Consider the following 19273-nt stretch of genomic DNA (forward strand, 5'->3'; position numbering starts at 1 on the left):
TTCACCGCAACCGCACGTGTTTCTGCTCGAAATTGCCAACAAGCTGCTTCTGAAAGCAGACAGGTCCGTGGGCGAGCGGAACGTGCGGCTTCGACTCGACGAAAAGACAGTCCCGAAGTTATTCCGCTTGTATGATGGCGAGGCCATCAGAGTCCATCAACTATTAATTGAAGAGCTCGCACGTACTGGCTGGATCAAGCTGCACCTGTCACCGGAGCGTGAATTTTCCGGATTTCTCGAGCGCACCCCCATGCTTGAACTTGTTGACTTCGCCGGGCTTGCATCGTGGGCCAGTTTCCAGTCTCGCAAGGATACGTGGGATCGCCAACTGCTAGCCTTTCTGCGCCGGGTGCCGGATGCCGAGCTAGCTGGTCGGCGCGACGCGCTCATCGAGTACCTCAGTCGAAATCCGCTACCTGCACTTCAAGGGCTGTCTCACGACGACGCGTTGGCCTGTATCAAGCGCCTGGCAGCGCTATGCGGCTCGACGATTAGCCTACCGCTTCGCGAGCTTTCAGCGTTGGTTTTTCACGCTCGGTCAAAAGTGCTGGATAACCGCGTTGAGTTGCTTAAATTGTTGGGCGCCGAGGATGGGCAGTTCTATGAAGGTCCTGTTCAACTGCTGGTCGCTGCCCCGCGCGACTTTACTCATGTGGTGTTCGTCGAAAACCTTGTGACTTTCGAACGAATGGCCGACGAGAACGACCCTAGATGGTGTGGTGCCGCCCTCGTATTCGCGTCTGGGTTCAAGGGAAGTGCTCGACGTTTACGGTCACGCCGCGGTTCAGCCATCTACTTCCGAACACGAGCTGAATCTGACGACTCGTCGGTGTGTAACCGCTTCTCTAGATGGCTGTATGGCGACAGAGACTTTCCGGTCAGTTTTTTCGGCGACCTGGACTTTGCTGGCATGGGTATCCTGAGAAGCCTACGAGACGTGTTTCCGGGAGCCGGCGCATGGCTACCTGGATACCATTACCTGGCGCAAGTCCTGTGTCTGGGGGGCGGCCATTTGCCCGAAATGGCAGACAAGGATGGACAAATCGGTGGCATCACTACAGGCTGCGACTTTTCGGACGCCGTGCTGATGCCGCTCATGAGCCGGACAGGACGTTTCGTCGATCAGGAAGCATTTGTTGTGTCAGGTCACACCGATTTTCCGGCCTGCGAGGAATCACTCTCTATTTAGCCTTGGACTTCGTGAACAGGCTGCATACCTGCGGCAAGCACAATGAAACTCACCGCTACGGTCTTCACGATGTGACGGAGGAGCACACCGCCTAGCTGCAGATGCGACGTTTCGTGATTCGGCGAATTTGGTTGGGCAAGAGTCCAGACGAGCAATCTCGCCTGGTACGCTGGATAGAAGGCGCCGCTGGTTACACGACGTTGCAACCTGTGGACTAAGCCTTCGAAGCGTCCGACGCGAGCCGTGCGCTTACTCTAGCCAGATGAGTTCACGACAAGCTTCGCTGCCGCGCTTGGTGTCGCCGGATTCCTAAGGCTACGCTGATTAAGTCCTTTTCGCTCCCCGCAAAGCCTTGTCGCTACGTGGCCATTTGCGAAAATCAGGTACTTATTCAGCGTTGCCCTAACCTTGGTGGTGGCAAGTCGAACACCCGTCGGCAAGGACTGACATGAAAACGCGGGCATAAATGCTCGTCTTTCGTCGTCAACTCTTGCTTCGGGGCCTGTACCTTCTGCGTTGGATAAAACTCGTTTTCTACATGTCAGCAATCCCCATCTAATCTGACATTAGGAGCCGAAAATGAACAACGAACGTCTTGCTGGACCGAACCTGAACGAGCTTGAGCTGATGCTTGCCGCTGCGATTCGTTTCTTGGCGGAGGGTATCGCGAGTGCTCGTCATCATGCGTTCGTCTGCACTCCGGAGGTCACTCTCTGGGCGCTTGAGAAGATGGAGCCTCGGCGGATGAACGCGTTACGGGACAAGGGGGATATTGCGGCACTGATGCGTCTCCTGCAGCATTGCTTTGCCCTTTTTTCGGCAGCAGAAACCTGGCTGGCACGTACCTTGTCAGAGGACGGCTACCAGGCAGGTTTTGAGACCTATGACAGATGCATAAGCATTGACGACCTGCTCTACGTAGTCGAAAGCGACGACGAATGGTCTTATGTCGACAACTTCATCCGCGATACCTTCACTCTAGTTCTGCGTAGTCTTGTGCAAGAGGTGCAGACATCATCAATCACCACCTGCTTGCCAGCAGCAGATACCGTCCCGGCAAAAGAAGTTTCTGTCGGGACAGCGCGGAGTCTCAGCAGCGTAGAGACGGTCGTGGCGATGGCTCCGGGTCCAAACGACGCATTGGCGAGTGCGCTTGCCCACGCGCGATGCGAACTGCTTGCTTCTGACGATGGCTACGAATGCGACTTCTGGAGCAAAGTATATATATCCATCTTGGGCACGTGGCTAGAGGAGGATGTTCCGTCAGTCGCGGACGAACTCCTAGCGCGCGGGCAGAGCGTAGCCTACTTCGAAGGTGTTGCTGAACACCTCTCGATGATGAAAATTGTCGAGGACGTCTGGAATGGACTGGGACTTCCGGTGCGAGAACTCCTGCTCCGTGAAGCGTCCTTCTCGCGTGCGCTGGAAATCATCGTTGCGACCGTAAAGGTTCACAGGCGCGAGATCAGCGAAGAAGATGCCGAGCAAATTGCTGAGCATGTTTGGCGTATGGTGCAGCGTCGCGCGGTCTACAGGGACGATGCCACCGCTAAAGTGTTCCATTCGGACGCATCGAACGACCTGATTCAAGATGTTCGAGCGAACCTGGCCAGTCATCTGACCTGTCATGTCGTGGATAGGGCGATGCTCCCGATGTGCTATCGCGAGCAAATCGATGAGACAAAGGCTCTTGTGGTGCGACTCTCGGAGCTATGGCTCGACGTCGTAGGTGTCTTAGGAAAACCCTCAGGCATCAAACGCTTCTTTCTGCATGCAGGGTCCGACAAATGTACTACTGTGCTCTGCTTGAACCTCTCGTTCTGGGTGGAGAGTGAATCGCTATGGACGCAACTCTTTAGATTCCGTCGATCTATTCCGGTACTGTATGTTTTTGAGAGCAGGTGCACGCTTGTACGATATCGATTCAAGCACTTCAGTGATTTGCGTGCGGCAGATAAGTTGCATCCACGATACTGGGCCAGCTTAGATATTTCTTCTGAAGACTGGTTCGAATGGCCGGTAGGTTCAGCAAAAAGCGTGCGGTTACCGAACGGCGCATTGGCGATGCCGTCCGTGGTGAGATGCGTGAACGACATGACGACCGGCTTCGAAGGCGGAGCCGAAAGCGAAGGAAGTTCGGTGGAGAAGGCAGATGCCCCGCTGCCGCAAGGGCAACGGTTGATTCAGGCCTACGTCGAGGAGAGAACGAGAAAATATCCAGAGGTCGGGCAGGTTCAGGAGGCGGCCGCCGTTAGATGACGGGCTGACCGGCGCACCCGTCCTCCTCCAGGACTACACCGGGCTGCCTACGCGAGAAGTAGTGTCGCGGGTGCGGCATTCGCGACCTAACAGCGGGGCGCAGCCTCCGAGGCTGAAACTCGTTCCAGCGGAACATCGGTCCTGGTATAGTGTTTAGCCGTCGACCCTAGGGAAGCGCTGATCAATGGACCAACTGCCCAAGTTGCAGACGAGATGCCGTCGAATTTTCCGGATGACGAAGCGAATCGATGCTCAACTCGGTGAATTGGACGCGCAAACGAGGCTCCCTGCTCGCATTTTTTATACGCATGACGGATTGCTCCCATGGACCGATCGCGACAGATTTCGCGCAATCACCAGATTCGCAAGAGCGAACAGGCTGAACAGTTGCGCGGTGTTCTTGGCCAAGCCCTTGTATCGCGTCTTGCGATGGTGAAACAGGTTCTTGACGATATGGAATGGATGCTCAACCCGCGACCGGATCTGCGCCTTGGTTCGCTCGACCGCGATCACCAGGTTCTTCAGCGCCCCGTCCTGCATCGCCTTGATCTTTCCCCGCTTGGCAGCGACGTGCCACTTCACGGTCTTGCCCGCCATTTCCTCGCGCTTGTCTACGCCAATGTAGCCCGCGTCGGCGAACGCCTGCTCTTCATGTCCGTGCAGCAGGGCATGCGCTTGCGATACATCCGACACGTTGGCCGATGTGCCAACCACACTGTGGATCAGGCCCGAATCGGCATCGACGCCAATGTGGGCTTTCATTCCAAAGTGCCATTCGTTTCCCTTCTTCGTCTGATGCATTTCCGGGTCACGACTCTTCCCGGCGTTCTTGGTCGACGGCGGCGCTTCAATGATCGTTGCGTCAACCAGCGTGCCTTCCTTCATCATCAGCCCACGCTCGCACAGCGAGATGCCAATCTCGTCGAACAACTTCCGTGTCAGTTCGTGTTCGATCAGCAGGCGCCGGAATTTCAACAGCGTGGTCGCATCAGGCACGTTCTCAACTGCCAGATCGATGCCGGCGAAGGCTCGCAGCGCGATGCTGTCATACAGCGCGTCTTCCAGTCCTTCGTCCGACAGCCCGTACCACTGTTGCAGGAAGTAGATTCGCAGCATTCGCTCCAGGCCAATCGGCGGGCGGCCTCGCGTGCCCTTCGGATAGTGCGGCTCGATTGCCGACAGCAAGCGCTGCCACGGAACGACCTTCTCCATCTCGGCGAGGAAGCGTTGGCGCCTCGTCACTCGCTTCTTGCCTGCAATTTCCGCTTCGGCGAAGCCGATCTGCCTCTTCATCAGTGTGAGTCTGTTCCGTGAGTTGCCTTCTATAACGTCCTCAGCTACGCCAACGATGACCACCGAGCTGAATAAATCAGCGCTTCCCTAGGTTTGAGATATGTCCAGACTTGGAATTGAACGAGATACCGGCTTAGTCTATGAGGGACGCGACAGTGCCTCTTACTTGGCCGTCCCGTCTCCCGTTTTGTCCCAGTGCACCTTGCTTAAAACACCGGATGACCTCAACAGGCTTCCGACGAGCATCGAGGTTGTGCCGTTCTCATGGATTTTTCGTGAGGACTCGTTCGACGCCGTTTCCCGTGTACGGAGGGGGCGCGTTTTTCAAAAGCAAGGGGGGAGCAGTTGGGAACCTTGGACTGTCAATGCACATTCGTCTCTCGTGACTGACATTGCACAAGGTAGAACGGATGGGAGAATCGTAAAGCAACTTAATCTCTTCATGGAATGTCAGGAGCTCGTAAACCTGCCAAGGCGGGGCGAGGGCGCACAGCTCGCGATTGGAGTTGCGGGAGCTTTCTCTCTTTGGCGTGTACTGCAGGTGGAGCGTGCGGTAAGTGGCGACGTGATGGTGATACTGCGCGCAGAGTCAGCCTTGGGAATTCTGCCGCAACTGGATGAAACCCAGATTCACCCCGAGAGCATCCCGGCGGTGCGGGCCGCCGTTCAGCGCGTATTGGACGTCGCATATCGAGAGATTCCAACGTCTGTCGTCGACCAATGCCGTAACGCCTGCGCAGCTATGGCGTCACGCTGGCTTTACCAACAGACGGGCGACGCCCATCTATTGGAAAAGGATTTGGGAAAGGTGATCAGCGCTGTGCGGAACGTGCTCGGTGCAGACAAGTCACGTACCCTCTGTTCGGCTCTGGACATTGTGAACAGATTGCATCCTCGCGGCAAGCACAATGAAGTTCATCGCTACGGTCTTCGTGATGTGACGGAGGAGGACGCCGCCTTGGCTGTACATGTGACCGGCTTCGTGATTCGAGAATTTGGCTGGGCAAGAGCCTAGAGGAGCTCTCTCGCGCCAAGACGCTGGGTAAAAGGCGCGGGAAAACAGCGGACGCAGCAGCCTACAATAGGGCAAACGGATGTTCAGTCGTAGAGGTCGTTCTACGATATCCATGTGGCGACATCGGTTGCGAACGTGTTGCCGCAATGTACTCATTGATAGGCGCATGCGTCTCAACGGTATCTATCTGCGCGCCTAGGGTCTCGGTCTACGAGATGTGTATGCCTGCGTCGCGAAGGATCGGACGACTTCCTGTTTGAGCCACTTTGCACGGTGCCGTTGGCGAGAATGGGCCTTTCGTGACGAGCAGTGTTTCGGGCCCTAAATCCGTCTCCCCAGTGAGGTCAAGAAACTCAAATACTCTGGTGAGAAAATCCACCTCGTTAAACTGATGACCGATACAAGGTTGCGGAGCTGCCTTACACGGACCAAAAGTGTTCATTAGTTCAACCAGGAGCATCGTGCGCTCATCTTCCGAGACGCTGTACGTTGATAGCACAGCGCCATCTTCAGACAGCCAAAGCACCTGGAGATCAACTTCGCGCGGGACGTCAGCGTAGTACAGGACAAGCACGTTCAACGCAATCGCGTCATCAGCAAGCATGAGGCATTTGACGGGTCGGCCACCTGGGCCATTGTGGGCTTCGACGCGAACATCTGGACAACGGGTATCAAGACTATCGCGTTGTCGATCCAGCAGCGGGATGACTGCAATACTATGACCACGCAATTCGCTACGGTCTGTGAAGATGCAATCCGGCCGAACGATATAGCAGGTCCTGCGAATGCTCCGTTTTGCACGTTTGCGGAGCTGACTGAGAGAGGTAGCCTGAAACTCGTGAGGTGCGTAATCGTTGTAAGCCGTCAAATATTCAATTTCGTCCGACATATTTTTTCTACCGATGAGGGAGGGGCCGCATCGCGTACTATTTATATTTCTCGCTATGTCTATCGACGTGGCAGGAATAAAATATATCGCGTAATGCAGATCGTTTTGAAGCGTAAATGTTGTTTGCCGTTTAATCAATGGATTTGGAAAAATATCCAATTATTTATCCGGCCTCCCGTATATCGCGGCGTAAAAGATGGCTGATATCGGGGTTGGGGAGGGGGCCAGACTTGACTGGGTGGCTATCCGTCGTCCAGGCCAATGTAATCGAAAAATCCGGTGCGGTCGGCTTATTCTGCAACGTTTCCGAAGACCGTTATCTCCTCTTGAGTCAGAGTTGCATTACTCTTCGCGCAGGTCTCGAACATCGAATACACCCAAGTACCCGGCTTCGGCCGCGACCCGTTGCCAAGCCAATACTTCCTCTTGAGTTAGAGGATTGTGGTCTTCGATGGCTCTCGCATTGCGCATAGATCATGAACATCATCTGTGATGTCATAGTTCGACAAGCGCACTTCGTCGTCAAAGAGCCACAAAATGTGGAAGGTGTCGTCCAGGCTCGTATCGGCCCAATGCGGTGCCATGCTAGAAGCGTCTCGATCATGACGCTTCGCTTATGACTTGGGCGGCAATGCCGCGCGAAGCAACGCTTGCGCTATAAGGCAAGACGGTCCACGGTCTCCTGGAGGGCGGGGATCCGTCGACTACCGCATCGGAAGAATCAAATGAGGGATCGGCGCAACTTTTTGATGACTGGCGTCGATTGCACCGGACAGCGACGACCAAGCCGCTCGCGTCGCAAACCAAGACCAAGGCACATAGAAGAGGCGGCTGGCCAAACGAAAAGGGCCGGCGTTTCGTCGGCCCCACACTACGACCTCCGCTTTCGCGGAGAAGACGAAGCTCCGATTTCCGGAGAAGTCGCATGAACCGCCAATCTCCGCTTTCGCGGAGAAGACCTGAGTACAGACTCACTGGACTCGCCCCTGCATGACCGGACACGTGGTCACGCTTAGGTTGGTGAATTTGCTCGCTGGCGAAACTCGCGTGGCGAGCGGTATTTTAGGGCGCTGTGCGGATGCGATTCGTTGTAGTGGTCGAACGCGATGGCTAGGTTTTGCAGCGCCGTCCTGGCGTCAGGCTTGGGCATCCACGAAACGTAGTCACGCTTCATCGTTTTGACGAAACTCTCGGCCATCCCGTTGCTCTGCGGACTTCTGACGGGCGTCGTGACCGGCTTGTGGATTGTCAATTACGATGGCCAAGGTAATTGTCGTTCTCTACCGGCTTCAAGCCGATTGCCCGCGAGAACGTCAGCGTCTCGTCGGCAATGTAGCAGGAACCGTTGTCGCTGAGCCACTCGATTTCGCTGTCGGTTTTCCGCGCGGTCGTTAATCCAACCCCAGTTATTGTCGTCTCCCTTTCGCCGTAAATCTAAAACCAATACAGCGCCAAAACTTTTTTCCATTTTGATATTAAGTTTTATACGAACGACGAAAATTTAAGCGATATCAGCAACATACGGAAACTCACCTGCTAGTAATTAGAAGTCGGAAAATTTATACGTTGACTCTTTCGAATTCAATGCATTAAATTAACCACCATTCAACGACATGAGATTAACTGCGGAAACGAAGTTGATGAACTGCCCCGTCAAACTTCGACGAGTTTTATACCATTATGAAAAAAGCGAAACCCCACTTTTCTGGCGCGACACTTGAGCAACCCTCCGACCTGGCGTTGACCACGGCATCGACTGCCGAGGTGGTCGTAAAGGCGATTCCTGAGGCGGAACTCGCAAAACACGCGATCCCGCTCCATCTTCATCCGTTGAGGGTGTTGCCGGCCCATTTTACTGAGGCCATTGAGCGAGCATATGCGCCGGCGACGCGGTTCTGGCTCCATGTTGATGCCGAACGCTTCGTTGCTGAATTGCAGAATCAAAACGCAGCGTATATGAGCGCTTTGGTCCAGTCATGGGAGCAATGGGGATGCGGGTCGTTCCACGAAGACCTCGTCAACTCAATTCTCACGAAAAAATTCGACGAATATTGTGCTGCGTGGCTGCTTTCGTTGCCGCAAGGTCAAGTGTCAAACGACGACGACGAAGTTTACGAACTGCTGCACAACCATCTCAAGGGTGCAGGCGAGTTGACCCACCTCAGATATCTCGAGCTCGACGGCGTGAAAGCTGTGCGTTACATCCGCGACAGGATGACCAGCCTAGCCAGCTGAACAACGTAACGCAGGCAGACCGAACCTCACTCGTTTTTGCGGAAGGGTGAGCTCTCAGAAGTGACAAGTAGTCATGACGCGCGAGCACGATGCTACGCGGTCGCTATACGTTCAGTCAGGCCACATTTGACGCACACCCTTCGCAAAATACCTAGGACACGCCATGCAAAAATTTCAATTCCGTACACTCGACGGCGAAACTCTAGCATTTAGCATCAACGCCGGGTTCGTTGAGTCGACCCGGCAGCATGTCGACGCTCAAGGGGCGCCGACAGCTTACGTAGCCCCTGTTTCCCATGTCGTCCGCCAGGCAGTCGACACTACCGAGCGATGCGTCGTAATCGCGCTTCCCGGATTCGCATCCGAGGCCGTCGAGCATTCTGCAACGTCGGTGACGCCTCAGGTTCGCACACGTCCCGATGGGTCGCCCGTAACTTGCGCGCTAGTCGCCAACGGACAGGTCGCCATCCATGCGGACGCGTTGAACGAAGCGCAACCGCTGCGTGGCGGCCGGCTCAACGTGCTTTGGATTTTTGAGGACTGTGTCGTCTTCGCTCACTATCCCTATGATGAGGAGACTGACGAGTGGTTCTCGGCCGCTGCGATGGTCGCCGACGGCCATAGGCACGAGGCCGATTATCGGGCGCATATGGGTGTCGACATGGATGCAGAAACGGTGCAGATTGAGGCGATGACCTTCTGGCTCATTGAAACGACAAGGTAACGGTTCACAGCGTGACTTCAACTGCGGAGGGCGTCGCCCTCCGCTTATTCCTAGCTACGTGGCCCGATATTCCGCTACGCCTGGATGCGCTCGGAATAGCGGCAACCTGCTACTGTCACTTTTGCCCCGGACGCTTCGTATCTTCATCCCCAGTGCCGGTCGTTACGTTCGCGTCACCCGCTTGTTTTTGGGGTTCAATCCCTACCTCGCGACTCCATTTTCTCGACCAGTCGCCTCGGCGCATATTCCCCGCGCGCTTGTGCCTTTCGATGGCTTCGGACTGCCTTTTCTACAAGCTGCCGCTGACGTTCATCCGGTTTGAAATCAGACATCTCGCGTCTCCGATGATTCGATTCGCCGCTAACGACGTTTCCTCTCCGATTCTACTCCTGGAAGAATGCGGCGCTGGATAGCGTCAAGCAGCACGGCCGGTCCGGACTTCCTGCTTGACGCTATCCACTGGGCTTCCACAACTTCCTTCTTTTCAGCGAAGGAGAGCGATTTCCAGCTGTTCACCAGGATTGCCGTGTCGTCAATTGAATCCTCAATTGCCTCGCTGCTCCAGCGCGGAAACGCATGGCGCAACGCTGCGTGGACGGAGTCGCTGCCGAACGCCGTGTCCGCAGGCTGTGCGGTCCACGTGTGTTCGGCTTCTTTGAAGCCCTCCCTGAGTCGTTGACTCGCCGCCATGAATAACAGCCTCCCAAGCCGGCGCGCAAAATGCTCGGTGATGCCTGACGCGTCGAGCTGCTTCGCGAACGACGGATGGTCGTCGCGTATCCATGCGAGAAACGTCGCTGCTTCTGCCTAGGCCTAGGTGTCGCGGTATTCGGAATTTTGACTGCAAAGGTCCACAAGAAGCCTCGCAGCATGTTCAAGACCAACTCTGATGGTCTCGGTGGTTCCGGTATCGGGATTAGGGAGTGCAACTGGCATTGACGAAAAAGTATTGGTTAACGGTCAGGGCGGTGCGCCCTGTTTCGAGAAGACTACGAGGGCGAAACCGATAAAGCAATACGTCAGCCAAAATATCCAACTATTTATTAACCTCACCTCGAAGAGCTTGCCGACATGAACGCGGCGCGCGTCAAGCAAGTTGTCGCCTCACTCATGCAGCCAGAGGCTGTTTATTTGCGCTGATCGACGCCATCTCGACGACTGAGTCGCGTTCGGGGTTAAGCGTCACGGCACCAACCGGTGTCCAGTTGCGCGTGTGGCGCGACCAGCGGGCCGGATTGCGCTCGCGGGCCCTCTCGTACAGTGCATGCCGAGCGGCGAGAAGCGCACGATCGTCACCGGCGTGACGCTGCGCAGGCGTCACGTAGCGGATGCCACTATGACGATGCTCGAAGTTGTACCACTGCACGAAGCCGGCAGCCCAGGTGCGAGCAGCGTTCAGGTCCTCGAAGCCTGTGACCGGAAACTCCGGCCGGTACTTCGCGGTTCGGAACAGCGCCTCGGCATAGGCGTTGTCGTCGCTGACCCGGGGGCGCGAGTACGACGGCTTGATGCCCAGCCAGTGCAGCATCGCCAGCACGGTAGTGGCCTTCAGCGTCGCCCCGTTATCGCCGTGCAGCACCGGCCGGGCCTCAAGGGCGGCAATGCCTTCGGAGAGCGCCGTACGACGTACGAGATGAGCAGCGTGTTCGGCCGCGTCGCTGTCGTGCACCTCCCAGCCGACAATCTTGCGGCTGTACAGGTCCAGAATCAGGTACAGGTGGAACCATCGCCCTGTGACCGTTGCCGGCAAATAGGTCATGTCCCAGCACCACACCTGGCGCGGCGCGGTTGCAACGTGCGTGGTCGGCGGCCGGCCGCTCGAAGGAGTTCTGGCACGACCACGGCGCGTCATCTGCCCATGCTCGCGCAGCACGCGTGCAAAGGTCGATTCGCTGGCGATATACACGCCTTCGTCAGCCAGCATCGGCACGATGCGCGCCGGTGGCATGTCGGCAAAGCGCGGCTCGCTGGCTACGCGCAGCACGTTTTCCCGCTCCTCCGGGCTCAGGGTGTGCGCGGGCAGCAGGCGCATCGCGCCGGGCCTGGCGTCGCCAGTGACGAGCCCCTGATGGGCCCTCCAGCGCTGCAGGGTACGCACGTCGATTCCGGCCACCTCGCAGGCCAGGCGCAACCGTGCGCCAGCCAGTCTTGCCGAATCGATTTCCCGGGCCAGGAACTGGCGATCTTCGAGGCCGATCATTCGTCCTCGCCCTTGTCCGTGTTGAAGATCGCCCCGAGTTTTTTTGAAAGAACCAGCAATGCGGCTGCCTCGGCCAGTGCTTTCTCCTTGCGCCGCAGTTCGCGTTCCAGTTCCTTGATGCGACGCTGGTCCTGCTTCGTCTGCTGTGGACTCGCACGGGCCTCTTCGGGCTCGGCCAGCGCCTGCGTGGCCGCTTGCCGCCACTGCGCCAGTTCCTGCGGATACACGCCATGCTCGCGGCACCACGCATTGCGGGCCGTCTCGTCCATCGCTGCCGTGCTCAACACCGCTTCGAAACGCGCGGCCGCTGTCCATGCCCGCTCGCGAGCGGGCCTGGACAGCGCATCACTGCGCCAGCGCTCCAGCGTCTGCGCGCCCACACCGATCTCTCGCGCAACCTCTTCCACTGATGCGCTCTCCGGCGGCAGCAACCGCGCCACTGCTCTGTCCTTGAATGTCTTTCCGTAACGCGCCAACTTGTTCTCTCTTTATCGCCCCCAGATTCCAATTTTATCCAGGCGACAACCATTGTGACGCGGGGGGAACGGGCGGTCATAGATTTTTAAAAAAATAAGAAATTTGAGAAGAAAGGCTAAAAACGGGTTCTACACACGATATTCAGATGACGCAATCACGTCGCCGCATAGTTCGGAGATTGCCTGTCTCTGAATATTTATCCAGCTCAATAGGACAAACAAATGAACTCGATTCATAGCAAAGAATTTACTGCGCGCCAAGGAAGCACCGTGCCGAAGATCGTGGAGCTATTCCGGCAGCCGTGGTTCCCATGCGCACCAGTGTGCATCATCGACCGAAATCGTTCGCCGCGCGACAAGAGTGGGGTAATTGATGAACAGAATCTGATTGTGGTAAAGGTTGATGAAGAAAGCTTCGACCTGCTTGTTCAGGGCCCAGGCCGTATGAGCGTCGAATTGCATGAAACGATTTCCGGCGAGTCGGCGTGTGTTCTTTCCCTTGGGGACGGGGTCGTTCTTTTGCCGGCCGAGGAAATCTCAAGCTGCTTTTGGGGGCTCGAAGCCCGTGAGTGCATCATTGGTTTTGTGAGCGAAACTCGTTACGTATCTCTACGGTATCAATGTGATGAACCCATCCTGCAGACGTTGAATGGAGGGATAACGGAGGCGCGTTGTGACGAGCGCCGTAAAAAGGGGACTTCGATTGAGGAGATTTTGCTACGTGAATCGTACGTCAATGGCATTGTCCAAGGGGTCTTCGCCGTCGACCTAAGCAGTCTCGACGACACCGCACGTCCACTTCAGCGCGTGTTTTCGAATACGTTCCAAGAATTTTCGAAGGCATCTTTGGTAAGTAGCGTGGTCGATGTCCTGCGTGAATTCTGTACGGCGGGTGTGGAACTCACTTCCCTCGTCGTCGCGTCTGCCATGGAGGTCGTCTACGACACGCATTTCTCGAGACAATCCTTTAAGCATGTTTCCAGGCACTTCTGGCGGTATATCCGATATGAGGATGTTTTGGGCATCCTGCACGCGTTCGACAGCGAATTCGCGCGGGCGCCGGAGTCCCCAAGTGAGCGCGGAAAATTTAAGACAGAGATTGTTGAATTTCTCGCCAAAAATCGCGTCGCGGAGCGCTGCGTCGAGCTGCTGCCGTTCTATCCGAAGTCGAGGGCCCTTTGGGCAGCGAGCGCGGACGAGGTTTTAGCCGTGATTTCCCCTGCAATCACTGGACAGCCGGACGAGCAATTGCTGAGACAGGCAATAGGTCAGTACGGCTCGACCATCGCTAGTCGCGCGATTGAAATGCAAAGGCGCCTTGCTTTGATGGAGGCGTGCAACAAATCTCACGAATTTGGGTTTCAGCCCAAGAACTTCGCAGAATGGTATTTATGAGGAGCAGGGGAGATAGGCGTCCGCAGATTCCGCCCATGTTTTGTCATTGCGCGGCGGACTGATGGAGCGTAGCCAGCCACCGCATGACCCGCTCCGAGCGGGTGATAGAGGTTTTGCGGCATGCGCTTGCGCCCCCTCAGGAACGGAAAAGGCCATGACTTCTATCGGATGTCGCCTCCTTTCATCTTCTCATCAGAGAACGGGCCGCCTGGCGGCATCACTGGAACCGGCCAACGCAACGAGCAGTCAGCTCTTCCTTTGAAGTGGCGTTACGGGAAACTTGATAGTTCGTGCGTCAGGACGAGCAGACTGTGCCTGCCGCCGAGGCGGCCTACCAAGTGAGGGGAGGTGATCCCGGCTCGTCGCAAGCTTTCCGGAAAGTGATTCAATCCGTCGACGCAGATCAGCTCCCGTATCGATCGCGCGAGCCAGTTCCCGGTCTTTCTGCTCCAGCCGCTGCTCAAGCTCGCCCCGCCGCGACTCCGACGCAGCAAGTAACGTTTTCGTTCCAGCAAGTTCGTCACGAAGCGCGTCACGCTCCAGCCGGTGCGCGGCCTCCAATGCTCCGTTGCGCTCATTCGCCTGCTGAAGTTCCTTCCTGGCGCGCGAAGCAGCCGTCCGCTCAGTTTCGATTTCCAGAAGAGCTCGCCGCTCAGCTGCGGCAAGCCGCTGTTCGTTGTGCGCCGCCGATTCCCGAAGTTTTTCCAGTTCGACAGAAAAGTCCCGACGAGCGTCGGCGAGGGCAGAATTGGTGGTGCTCGCCTCACTACGGGCGCCGGCAAGCTGTTCCCGCAACGTCGCGTTAGCCGCCTGTTGGGCGGCCAGTTGCGACTCAAGCGCGGCGATTCGTTGCCGCTCTGTATTCAGTGTCAGAGTTGCTTCGTCCAGCGCCTTGCTGGCGGAGTCGCTCCGCGCCTGGGCCTCACGAACCTGTTGCTGTGCAGTCTGCACCGCACGCTCGGCGTCAAGCCGAAAGGCGGCCAGTGAGCCGTTTGCCTCGTCCATCGACAGACGCCAAAGGTTGGCGGCCAGTTCGCCGGCGGCCGTGGCGACTTCGCGCGGGAGATCCGGCTGCCCAACATCAACGCGTGTTTTTTCCCTCATCTCGGCCCAGAAGTCGCGCAATGCTTTGGCCGGTGCGCTCATGCTTCCTTTGCGAACCAGCTGGTAAAGCCGGTTAGCAGTCGGTGTCTCGCCATACCGGAAGAAGAGCAGTGCACAGACCTCGCGGTAGATCTGCTGTGTTTCGGACAGCCGCTGCCGAACTTCCGCGACGTCAGTTTCGAGGGCCACAACATTCTCCTGATTTGGGGCAATTTCACAGATAATACAATGTATAGTGTTATCTTCACAACACATTTGGTCCATGTACACGACATTATCCGCATAATGTCGGCCCGCCGACTCGAAAATACCTATAAAATCGCGTGAGACGTTACCTGGAAGTCATCCGTGTCAAAAGCACTCGTCGGCGTCGCGCCGGTAGAAACCCTGGTCGTACCCAGCCAACTGGACGGTAGCGATGGCTGGAACCGCGCCGACCCGACTCACAAGCAGATTTCGGCATCGAACGACCTTGATGCTCTGCGCGCGTGGCTGGCGAACTTTGCGGACAAGAAAACGACGCTCGCGAGTTACCGAAAGGAGGCAGAAAGGCTGCTGCTGTGGGCGCTCATCGACGCGCGGAAGCCGCTGTCCTCGCTAACGCATGAGGACTTGTTGCGGTACCGGGCTTTTCTGTTGGATCCGCAGCCCGCTGCCCAATGGGTATCAATCACTGGCAGCAAATTCGCGCGTGCGGATTCGCGATGGCGCCCATTCAACGGAGGGCTGTCCGCCGCGAGTCAGCGGCAGGCTATGGTGATCCTCAACACGATGTTCACTTGGCTTGTGAGCGCAGGGTATCTGCGGGGGAACCCCATTGCGCTGCTTCGAAACGGGGGCAGGCAGACGAAGCCCCGAGTGACGCGATACCTTTCCGCCGCCCTATGGGAGGACGTGAAGGCATTCGTCTCGCGGCTCCCCACGGAGACGCCGAGACAACGGACCATTCACGCCCGAAGCCGATGGCTGCTCACGCTTTTTTACCTTCAAGGTCTGCGCATTTCGGAGGTCGCGACAGGAAAAATGGGGCAGTTCTTCAGGCGTTTCGATTCTGATGGGAACGAGCAATGGTGGCTTGAAACTTTAGGGAAGGGCGACAAGGAGCGCCTAGTGCCCGTCTCGGCCGAGCTTGTCTGCGAGCTTAGCCGCTATCGCGAGGTGAACGGAATGCCCGCGCTGCCGCAGCCCGGTGAACGTACTCCGCTGCTGGTTCCACTGAGCGGCCAAAAGAGATCTCTGACCCGGTCGGCAGTGCACGACGCAATCAAGCACGTTTTCAGGGGGGCGGCCGAATCGCTTCGAACTCGCGGGTCAGAATACGCAGACCGCGCAGCGGAGCTGGAGCGAGCCTCCGCACACTGGCTTCGTCATACCGCTGGTTCCCGTATGGCGGACAGCGGCGTCGACCTTCGAGCAATCAGGGACAACCTGGGGCACGTTTCACTGAACACGACAAGCATCTATCTTCACGCGGAAGATGATGAGCGCCACCGCCAAACAGTCGGCAAGCATCGGGTCGCCTGGGAAACCGCGCAAGCAGAACCGAAGCCTACTGCAGGGCAAGCGGAGCGCTGACTAATAACGAGGGTTTCCGTTATAGGTCCGGCTCGCCCATTACGACAGCCCGAGCGCATGCAAAACAGCTCCCTGCATCTCGCCGTCCAGTGACTGACGACGAAGCAACAGGTGGAACGGAACGGGCTCGTGGCGACCGTCGACCAGATGTTTTTACCGGACTCGAGCGACGGAGGATCACGCCTTGGGTGATCGCTTCGATCGGACCCTTTTTGAAATGTATGAACTCTCTCGACGTGATTAGCGGCGAACCGTCAATCGACAGCCTCGATCGAATATCGAAACAACTCGGCGTTGCCATTTGCGAACTTCTCACTCCGCGCCGGCGCCTGACGACGAGAGGCTGCTTGCCGAATACGTCAGCCGAAACATCGGAGGCAACGGCAATCGCCCGTGGGACACATGCTGAAATTTCGCAGACGGCCGAACCGGTAGCGAGCGTCATCCATCTCGGTTGCGCGGCTGGCGCGGAGGCCCGACGATAAAAGCGCTCGCGATGACTATTGCAGTGCCGGGTCTTCAACCATGGCCGACGTGTTTGACTGCGTAAATTGCAATCGGCTGCGGCTAGTTGGAAAACGCCGTCGTAGCGATAACGACCGAAAGCCTAAAATGACTCGGTCGGGGAAACGGCCGCGCTTAGGTGGAGTGCGCCGTCCGCGCAATAGCAGCCGAAAGCCGATTATGGATTAAATTGGCCAATCGGCGCCGTTTAGGAGGAGAAAACGGACGCGAACAGTAGGAATGAGTACCAAATTTAAACCATTAACGTCCGGCGGCGATCTCCGGTGCGTCCATGTGCAGTTGCATTTGACATAATATAAATTATCGATTTTTCTGTATGTAGTTTATTCATAAGTTTGGGCGGATGCCCGATCAGCCACGTCTGTAGTTTCATCCGTTGGCCCGCTCAGACGGCATAGTCGATCTCACTACGCCTTTTACAATTTCCTGGCTCGATTGCGGATGGCAGCCGGCGTGGACAGGGTGAGCGCGCGAAACCCGCTTTCCTCCAGCTCCGCCCATTCGTTCGTGAACGGTAGATAGAGCCTAATGATCCAGGAGCGACCATCACTTCGTCCATCTCGACGCGCGGCGTACGGATGCAGGATCTCGCCATCGGCTCGCACGCGGTCGAACTGCAATAAACGCTTGTGCGGGTACGGACCACTGTCGAGCTTCTCGTCCATCATCCGGCATAGCGCCGCATGAGAAAAGCCGGGATGGCCTGGCAGGCGCGCCTCATCGATGCTCGCGCGAATCTTTTCGGCTTCGCTTCGATGCGCGTCTTCCAGTTCGGCCTCGTCGAGAACTACTTCATTGACCATGTACGGCGGACCTTCGTACCAGACTGGATCATCCTCGACGAGCCGGATGGCGGTCACTGTACGCGTACCGGTGTCTGTGCAGCGCCACCAAAACGGGCCGCACGTGAATTCGAGACCAATGTGAAATTCAGAAGGCTTCATGGACATGCTCAGTCCTTCGGACAGTTCCGGTTCAAGTCAAGAGCATCGAATCTGGAATCTGCTCTCGTCGAAGAGATGAACGAGACCACACTTGCAGAGATCGTCCGCATCCGGACGATCAGCCGTTTCCCGGCCAGACGCAGCCGGGCCCTTCGTACTCTGAGATCATTCAGCTCAGTTTAGCCTTTGCCGACGGTTGACCGGCACGGCGTCGTGGTGCACACAAAGTCGTAGCCGGACGGCAACGGCCGTAGTGCGAGGAACGCGGGCGCGGTCGCCGCTGCCGCATGCGCGCCGTGCACATGGGATCGACGTTCGCGAGACTCGCCTTTACACAATGGCGATAGTTTTCTTTCCATAGCAGCCAGTTGCAAAATCAGAACCATCGGACCCTCATTCGATCGCGATGTCACGTCGATCGTCCACTTCAGCACATACCGCCGCTGCGGCACGATGATGGATGGATTGGCCAGCAATCACACTTCGCAAGTATCTCTGATTTTATGCGCGTCCTATCCTGGATGGGAGCCGCGCGGAAGCCGGCCGCGAAGGAGTACGGACGGGAAGACCGTTGATTGGGGGCGCGGTAGCGGGGCCACGGAAACGCCTGCATGAACAACGTGGGCGTTTTCTTTTGGCGGGTTTACATCGAGCGTCACATTAACCTTGAAGCCACAATCCTGCGCCGGACGTTCTCGCGGACTTCTTCAGTCAATCCGCTGTGGCGACCGCTGCATCGATTTCGGAACCCCGAAGAGCCGCGCCCTGTTATGGCGCTTGACGCCATAATCGTCGTATGGCATCCTGCGCCATATGAAGAAGAAAGCCACACTCCTGTTCGAGGATCGAACCATCTACCCGGATGGAGCCATTCTCGAAATGCGCATCTGGCGATTACCCGAGAGCGACGGCGAACGACCGCACGGCCTCAAGTACAGCCTGTTTTATGGTCGTGCAGGTCAGCGAATCATCGGCTACGACAACGAACGGGGCAAAGGCGATCACCGGCACTACCGCGACCGGGAAGAGCCGTACGCATTCTCGACGCCCGAGCAGATGGTGGCTGATTTTCTGGATGATGTAGAACGTGAGCGAGGTGAATCATGAACAAACTTAATGTGCATGTTGGTGGCGCGCGGGATATGGGTCGTCGGTTCGCGGCGGCATTCAACCGTGCGCAGGCAGGCGAGCATGTCGAAGAGCGGCACGTGACGTTTCTGTCGCTCGAGGAGATGCTGGCTGCGCTGTCGCCGAAGCGCCTTGAGATGCTTCGTCACCTACATCGCGAAGGCGCAGAAAGCGTGAAGGCGTTGGCAACTGCGCTGGATCGGGACTACAAGCGTGTCTACGAGGACGTGGTGATCCTGGAGAACGCTGGCCTTATCGTGCGCGAAGAAGGTCGTCTGACTGCGCCGTGGGACGCGGTAACCGCCGAGGTTTCCTTGTGACC

The 19273-nt window shown here is 57.0% G+C and carries 16 protein-coding genes and 1 pseudogene; 9 read left to right on the forward strand and 8 right to left on the reverse strand.

The features are described from left to right. The first annotated feature begins 16 nt into the window (after positions 1–16). Positions 17–1189, forward strand: a complete 1173-nt coding sequence (locus OKW26_RS17830) for a hypothetical protein (RefSeq protein ID WP_429354582.1) — start codon at positions 17–19, stop codon at positions 1187–1189. A gap of 579 nt (positions 1190–1768) precedes the next feature. Further along, the gene (locus OKW26_RS17835) at positions 1769–3448 is read left to right on the forward strand and encodes a hypothetical protein (RefSeq protein WP_429354583.1); all 1680 of its coding nucleotides are present in this window, start codon (positions 1769–1771) and stop codon (positions 3446–3448) included. A gap of 300 nt (positions 3449–3748) precedes the next feature. On the opposite strand, the gene OKW26_RS17840 is transcribed toward OKW26_RS17835, so the two are convergent. Further along, a complete protein-coding gene (locus OKW26_RS17840) occupies positions 3749–4741 on the reverse strand; it encodes an IS5 family transposase (RefSeq protein ID WP_090812378.1) in 993 nt (330 codons plus the stop codon). Between the two features lie 568 nt (positions 4742–5309). Here OKW26_RS17840 and OKW26_RS17845 point away from each other — a divergent pair. Further along, positions 5310–5756 carry a hypothetical protein gene (locus OKW26_RS17845; RefSeq protein WP_429354584.1) on the forward strand — a complete coding sequence of 149 codons (447 nt, stop codon included), beginning with the start codon at positions 5310–5312 and terminating at the stop codon, positions 5754–5756. 208 nt (positions 5757–5964) lie between these two features. Here the strand turns inward: OKW26_RS17845 and OKW26_RS17850 are convergent, their stop codons facing one another. Both OKW26_RS17850 and OKW26_RS17855 read right to left on the reverse strand, forming a co-directional pair. Next, a complete protein-coding gene (locus tag OKW26_RS17850; RefSeq protein WP_429354585.1) occupies positions 5965–6804 on the reverse strand; it encodes a hypothetical protein in 840 nt (279 codons plus the stop codon). 853 nt (positions 6805–7657) lie between these two features. Continuing rightward, positions 7658–8022: pseudogene (locus tag OKW26_RS17855) on the reverse strand (integrase core domain-containing protein); the annotation flags it as partial. A gap of 303 nt (positions 8023–8325) precedes the next feature. Here OKW26_RS17855 and OKW26_RS17860 point away from each other — a divergent pair. Next, positions 8326–8880, forward strand: coding sequence for a hypothetical protein (locus tag OKW26_RS17860; protein WP_429354586.1), 555 nt, complete (start codon positions 8326–8328; stop codon positions 8878–8880). A 163-nt stretch (positions 8881–9043) separates the two neighbouring features. Continuing rightward, positions 9044–9604 (forward strand): hypothetical protein, encoded by a 561-nt coding sequence (locus OKW26_RS17865; protein WP_429354587.1) that lies wholly within the window; start codon positions 9044–9046, stop codon positions 9602–9604. Between the two features lie 360 nt (positions 9605–9964). On the opposite strand, the gene OKW26_RS17870 is transcribed toward OKW26_RS17865, so the two are convergent. Both OKW26_RS17870 and OKW26_RS17875 read right to left on the reverse strand, forming a co-directional pair. Further along, positions 9965–10294: a hypothetical protein gene (locus OKW26_RS17870; protein ID WP_429354588.1), complete on the reverse strand. Its 330-nt coding sequence runs from the start codon at positions 10292–10294 to the stop codon at positions 9965–9967. Between the two features lie 418 nt (positions 10295–10712). Then, a protein-coding gene (locus OKW26_RS17875; RefSeq protein WP_429354589.1) for an IS3 family transposase occupies positions 10713–12280 on the reverse strand; the annotation gives its coding sequence in 2 pieces (ribosomal slippage) (positions 10713–11842 and positions 11842–12280; 1569 coding nt in all). Between the two features lie 222 nt (positions 12281–12502). Here OKW26_RS17875 and OKW26_RS17880 point away from each other — a divergent pair. Continuing rightward, on the forward strand, positions 12503–13675 hold the full coding sequence (locus OKW26_RS17880) for a hypothetical protein (RefSeq protein ID WP_429354590.1): 1173 nt from the start codon (positions 12503–12505) through the stop codon (positions 13673–13675). Between the two features lie 246 nt (positions 13676–13921). On the opposite strand, the gene OKW26_RS17885 is transcribed toward OKW26_RS17880, so the two are convergent. After that, the gene (locus tag OKW26_RS17885) at positions 13922–15043 is read right to left on the reverse strand and encodes a DNA-binding protein (protein ID WP_429355250.1); all 1122 of its coding nucleotides are present in this window, start codon (positions 15041–15043) and stop codon (positions 13922–13924) included. 84 nt (positions 15044–15127) lie between these two features. Between OKW26_RS17885 and OKW26_RS17890 the strand changes: the two genes are divergently transcribed. Continuing rightward, positions 15128–16354, forward strand: a complete 1227-nt coding sequence (locus OKW26_RS17890; RefSeq protein WP_429354591.1) for a tyrosine-type recombinase/integrase — start codon at positions 15128–15130, stop codon at positions 16352–16354. A gap of 941 nt (positions 16355–17295) precedes the next feature. On the opposite strand, the gene OKW26_RS17895 is transcribed toward OKW26_RS17890, so the two are convergent. Both OKW26_RS17895 and OKW26_RS17900 read right to left on the reverse strand, forming a co-directional pair. Continuing rightward, a complete protein-coding gene (locus OKW26_RS17895; RefSeq protein ID WP_429354592.1) occupies positions 17296–17829 on the reverse strand; it encodes a hypothetical protein in 534 nt (177 codons plus the stop codon). 173 nt (positions 17830–18002) lie between these two features. Beyond that, a complete protein-coding gene (locus OKW26_RS17900; protein WP_429354593.1) occupies positions 18003–18299 on the reverse strand; it encodes a hypothetical protein in 297 nt (98 codons plus the stop codon). Positions 18300–18636: 337 nt separating this feature from the next. On the opposite strand from OKW26_RS17900, the gene OKW26_RS17905 reads away from it, so the two are divergent. Beyond that, positions 18637–18930, forward strand: a complete 294-nt coding sequence (locus OKW26_RS17905) for a toxin-antitoxin system TumE family protein (RefSeq protein ID WP_090812573.1) — start codon at positions 18637–18639, stop codon at positions 18928–18930. After that, the gene (locus OKW26_RS17910; RefSeq protein ID WP_165576812.1) at positions 18927–19271 is read left to right on the forward strand and encodes a helix-turn-helix domain-containing protein; all 345 of its coding nucleotides are present in this window, start codon (positions 18927–18929) and stop codon (positions 19269–19271) included. Before OKW26_RS17905 ends, OKW26_RS17910 begins: the two co-directional genes overlap by 4 nt. Positions 19272–19273 lie beyond the last annotated feature (2 nt).

This window comes from Paraburkholderia sp. 32 (assembly GCF_050435345.1).
Lineage (GTDB): Bacteria > Pseudomonadota > Gammaproteobacteria > Burkholderiales > Burkholderiaceae > Paraburkholderia > Paraburkholderia tuberum.